The organism is Acinetobacter sp. ME22 (genome assembly GCF_022012315.1).
GTDB classification, from domain to species: Bacteria; Pseudomonadota; Gammaproteobacteria; order Pseudomonadales; family Moraxellaceae; genus Acinetobacter; species Acinetobacter brisouii_A.
Window position 1 is genome coordinate 1 of the sequence record NZ_JAKLTL010000030.1, and the last position, 5,416, is coordinate 5,416.

The following is a 5,416-nucleotide window of genomic DNA, read 5'->3' on the forward strand; positions in this document are numbered from 1 at the left end:
ATGATTGGGGGTCGCTAAAAAGTCAATGGCTTCCCTTGCAAGTTTATATTTTTGATAGTCTATCTCCTCTCCTTGACTGTCAAAAAAATTAGGGCTTTTACTGGCTCGCACTATCCATATCGGTTTTTCTTCATGGACAAAGGTTTTGAGCACTGGTTTGAATTCAGGCTCGCCAATACCGTCTTCGGGTTTGGACAGCACCAGATCCCCGACTTTGATATCTTGAATTGGTACTTTACCTTTATCTGTTGTAACTAAAGTACCTGCCACAAAACAGCCAAAGTTAAACATATCATCATTAATCTTTTGATATAACGCATCACCAGATAAGCCATCTTTAGCATATTCTCGTTCTAATGTTTTGAAATCAGACCGTGGAGCATTTATTTCGGATAATTGAATTACCTTTGGATAATCGACACTTTGATGAGCAGCATTTACTAGCATATTGTTTTCTTTCACATATATTTTCACTTTATCCACCTATGATATATTTGGATGATTGGCAATCAAATCATCCGCATAAGTTTTCATGTCTTTTTTTATGCTTGAGAGCCTCTACCCCATGATGGAATTTTTGAGTATTTGGTGTTGGAAATTCTATATTTTGACCTAACTTAAGTAAAAAGTCTCCGACAAACTCAGTATGATTCAAAAATGTATGTATTTCCTGAAAAAGCATAAGCTGTGTCCGAGAGTCATTAAAGCAAAACCTGCAAAATATCCAAAGAAAAAAATGCCAATCAGCTTAACTGACTGGCATTATTACTCCAAAGAGGATTTTTTTGTTAGGCAATCAATTAATCGCCTGTATAACCTTTCAATTTCAAACGTGCAGCATGAAGTAAAGGCTCTGTGTAGCCTGCTGGTTGTTCAGCACCTTTAAAAATCAAGTCAGATGCAGCTTTGAATGCAATATTATTTGCAAAATCAGTCGACATTGCAGTGTATTCAGGGTCATTGGCATTTTGTTCATCAACAATACGCGCCATACGCTCTAAAACTTCCTGAACTTGCGCTTGAGTCACAATGCCATGACGCAACCAGTTTGCAACGTGCTGCGAAGAAATACGAAGTGTTGCACGGTCTTCCATTAAGCCCACATCATTAATATCTGGAACTTTAGAACAACCTACACCTAAATCCACCCAGCGAACAACATAACCTAGAATACCCTGACAGTTATTTTCAAGTTCGTTGTTAATTTCTTCAGCAGTCCAATTTGTTTCTGCCGCCAATGGAGGAGTCAACAAATCATTCAAAGGTAATGCTGTTTCTGATAGCAATTCTTGCTGACGTTGTGAAACATTACATTTGTGGTAATGGATCGCGTGAATTACTGCGCCTGATGGAGATGGAACCCATGCACAAGATGCACCTGCTTGAGGATGCTCAATTTTGGTTTTATACATATCAAGCAGCATGTCTGGTTTTGGCCACATGCCTTTACCAATTTGTGCTTTACCATGCAAACCACATTGTAAGCCGATCATCACGTTACGGTTTTCATAAGCCGCAAACCATTTTTGGTTTTTCACTTCAACTTTACGTACCATCGGGCCTGCTTCCATAAAGGTGTGGATTTCATCACCCGTACGATCCATAAAGCCAGTATTAATGAAAATGGTACGCTCTTTCGCAGCCGCAATACAGTTTTTCAAGTTGACAGATGTACGACGCTCTTCATCCATAATTCCGACTTTCAAGCTTTTCGCTGGTAAGCCAATCAACTGCTCGGCACGTTCAAATAGTTCAACTGCAAATGCAACTTCTTCAGGGCCGTGCATTTTTGGTTTAACAATATACATTGAACCTTTACGAGAGTTCTTGACTTCATTTTGTCCCAAGATATCGACCTTAGACAATAATGGAGTGACTAAAGCATCCATGATGCCTTCGTAAATTTCTTCACCATCGACCAAAATCGCAGGGTTTGTCATTAAATGCCCTACATTACGTAGTAGCATCAATGAACGACCATGTACAGTTGTGGTGCTTCCCACCAAATTATGATAGCTACGATCCTGATTTAGTTTACGTTTTACAGTTTTTCCAGCTTTCTCAAAGGCATCTTCTAAAGTACCTTGCATCAAGCCTAACCAGTTACGGTAACCTTCAACTTTTTCTTCAGCATCAACGGCCGCAACAGAGTCTTCCAAATCTTGAATGGTGGTTACAGCAGCTTCAAGCACGATGTCTTTTACACTTGCACTATCTGTTTGACCAATTGGGCTATTGGCATCAATTTGCACAATCGCATGCAAACCATTTTCTTTCAACACGATTTCAGTTGGCTGAGCAGCTTCACCGTTATAACCTACAAATAATGCAGTATTGGCGAGCGTTGTTGTTGTGCCATCTTTCAGTGTCACAACAAGTTGATTATTCTCTACAACATATGAAGTCACATCTGCATGTGAACCTTGTGCTAATGGGAAAATCTCATTTAAGAAATTTTTTGCAAATGCAACAACTTTAGCACCACGAACGGGGTTATAAGCCTTGGTTTTTTCTGCACCATCAGTTTCAGGGATGACATCGAAACCATACAATGCATCATATAAAGAGCCCCAACGTGCATTAGCCGCATTTAAGCTATAACGTGCATTTCGCACAGGCACAACCAACTGAGGGCCTGCAATTAGCGCAATTTCTTCATCCACATTTTCAGTGCTAATTTGGAAATCTTCTACTTCTGGTAATAAGTAGCCAATTTCAGTCAAGAAAGCTTTGTAAGCTTCAAGTTCAAATCTGTTGTTACGATGCCATTCATCAATTTTTGCTTGTAGATCATCACGCTTAGCTAGCAATGCTTTATTTTTTGGTGCAAGATCAACAACAATTTGTTCAAATCCTTTCCAATAGCTATCGCTGTCTAAACCTGAACCAGGTAGAGCTTCATTTTCAATAAAATCGTACAATTCCTTAGCAATTGCAAGTTTGCCTTTTTGAATACGTGCAGTCATTGTCTTTCCTGATTTTGCTACTTTTTATTACCGAGATATTCAGTATAAACATTTATACTGGTCTGAATAGCTTTATTACCTTGCGAAATAGCGAATATTTCACAAATAACAAAATATCACTATCTATTTGTTATATAAAAATAAAATACAAAATAAAACCATGTAAATTATTTTCAACATATCTATACTTAGACTAAAGTGCCAGTTGTTATCAATACAACTTTAATGACTCTAACAAATTTTAAACAACAGCGTCTATGCTTTTATTTTGAACATATGTAAGAAAATAAAAGCGCCTTAAAGGCGCTTTTATTGTTAAATTTCTTTTTGTTTATCAGCTGTTTGTTGTATCTGTCGATGCTCAGAATTCAGATAATCATCCGATTGCATTTCAAGTAAACGTGATCGGGTACGCTCAATTTCAAATGCAAGCTTCTCACCCGAATAAATCTCAATAATACTGTCTTGAGAAGTTAGCAACAATTTGACGCCACGGTCATAAAATTCATCAACCAAATAGATAAAACGACGTGTTGCATCACTGATTTGGTCGGTCAAATGTGGGATATGACTCACTAAAACTGTATTATAAATATTCGCAATCTCAATAAAATCTGCAGGACTACGTGGTTTTAAACACAGCTCTCTAAACTCGCACCACAGCACATCTTGACTATGCCCTAAAGTTTCAATCTGACGATGATTAATCTCAATGCTACTTTTTTCAATATGCTGTGATTGTGTTAAAGCATGGAAACGTTCATCTAACCATTGATCTGCTTCAGGTGTTAATGGATTTTTAAATAACTGCGCTTGCTTTAAAACACGCAAACGATAATCCACACCTGCATCAACATTTAAAACCGCACAGTTTTCCTTCACCATTTCAATGGTCGGTAAAAAGCGATCACGGTGAATGCCATTTTTATATAAACCATCTGGTGCAATATTTGATGTCGCAACAAGCGTAATGCCACGTTGAAAGAGCTTTTGAAATAAATCACTCAAGATCATGGCATCTGTGACATTTGAAACGAAAAATTCATCAAAACAAATAATCACCGCATCTTTATAGATTTGGTCTGCAACAATATCTAATGGATTTCGTTGACCAGAAAGCTTATTCAACTCTTTATGGACATATTGCATAAAGTGGTGAAAATGCATCCGTGTTTTACGTCGAAATGGAATAGAGTCAAAAAATTGATCCATTAACCATGTTTTCCCACGACCAACACCACCCCACATATATACACCTTGTGGTGTTGTTTGGCGACGGAAACGACGAAAGGCTTTTTTAGAGGCTTTATAACGACTGATTAGCTCTTGCCAAACGCGTTCTAATTCATTTACAGCTTGTGCTTGCGCATCATCAGACATGAATTGCCCTGAAGATAAGGCTTGTGCATAGCGTTCCGCAGGAGATAATGCGGCTGTACTATTTTCAGATTTAGGATTAAACATAAGCTTCAATATTCGATAAATTGAACAACTTTGTAATAACTAAGTCGTTAGGTTTATGTTTCCAATAAAGTTGGTATACATAAATGCTGTGATTTAAAAAACTCATTCCCTTGTACTATAAACGCTGAATAAATCACCTATTCATCCATGTTTTTCTCAGCACAATTCGCATGTATTATTTGATAAAGCTATGCTTAATTTCAAGCTTTTTAGTTATGAACTTGCAAAAGATGCTTTTAGATATAGATCTTTTGCAAGCACTTCTCTTTTACAATGTCGCTAAAATATCATGTACAACTTGCTGAGGATTTTCAGCTTGGGTAATTGGGCGACCAATAACCAAATGCGTAGAGCCGTCTTGCATTGCCTGTGCAGGAGTCACAATGCGTTTCTGATCATCAGCATTTGCACCAACAGGACGAATACCTGGTGTTACTAAAGCAAATTCACTTCCCAAGTCCTGACGCAAAATTTTAGCTTCCTGTGCAGAACATACCACACCATCTAGCCCGCAATCATAAGTTAATTTAGCCAGACGACGAACCTGATCTACTGGCTCAATATCTAAACCAATATCGCGAAGATCTTCACGTCCCATTGATGTTAAAACTGTTACGGCAATCAATTGAGTAGAGTAGTTTCCAGCTTTTAGACGTTCAACGCAGGTTTCCATCATCTTACGACCGCCAGATGCATGTACATTGACCATCCAAACCCCAAGATCTGCTGCAGCACAAACCGCTTGGGCAGTTGTATTTGGAATATCATGAAACTTCAGGTCTAAAAAGACCTCAAACCCCAAATGGTGCAATGCTTTTACAACTTGTGGACCTTCATGCGTAAATAGCTCTTTACCCACTTTTAAACGACACAATTCAGGATCAAGCTGTTCAGCAATTGTTAAAGCTTGGGCTTGGCTTTTTGCATCTAAAGCAACAATAATACTCAAGGACTCATTCCAACCAAAAAATAAAGCCCATTATAAT

The 5,416-nt window shown here is 38.1% G+C and carries 3 protein-coding genes and 1 pseudogene; all 4 read right to left on the reverse strand.

What is annotated here, in order from left to right; translation table 11 throughout:
• Positions 1 to 474, reverse strand: a pseudogene (locus LVY74_RS17440) (Hint domain-containing protein); the annotation flags it as partial.
• A gap of 326 nt (positions 475 to 800) precedes the next feature.
• Positions 801 to 2,966, reverse strand: a complete 2,166-nt coding sequence (locus LVY74_RS17445) for a malate synthase G (RefSeq protein ID WP_237816122.1) — start codon at positions 2,964 to 2,966, stop codon at positions 801 to 803.
• A 315-nt stretch (positions 2,967 to 3,281) separates the two neighbouring features.
• Positions 3,282 to 4,430: a cell division protein ZapE gene (gene zapE / locus LVY74_RS17450; RefSeq protein WP_237816123.1), complete on the reverse strand. Its 1,149-nt coding sequence runs from the start codon at positions 4,428 to 4,430 to the stop codon at positions 3,282 to 3,284.
• A gap of 268 nt (positions 4,431 to 4,698) precedes the next feature.
• Positions 4,699 to 5,379: an orotidine-5'-phosphate decarboxylase gene (pyrF, locus tag LVY74_RS17455; protein ID WP_151710365.1), complete on the reverse strand. Its 681-nt coding sequence runs from the start codon at positions 5,377 to 5,379 to the stop codon at positions 4,699 to 4,701.
• Positions 5,380 to 5,416 lie beyond the last annotated feature (37 nt).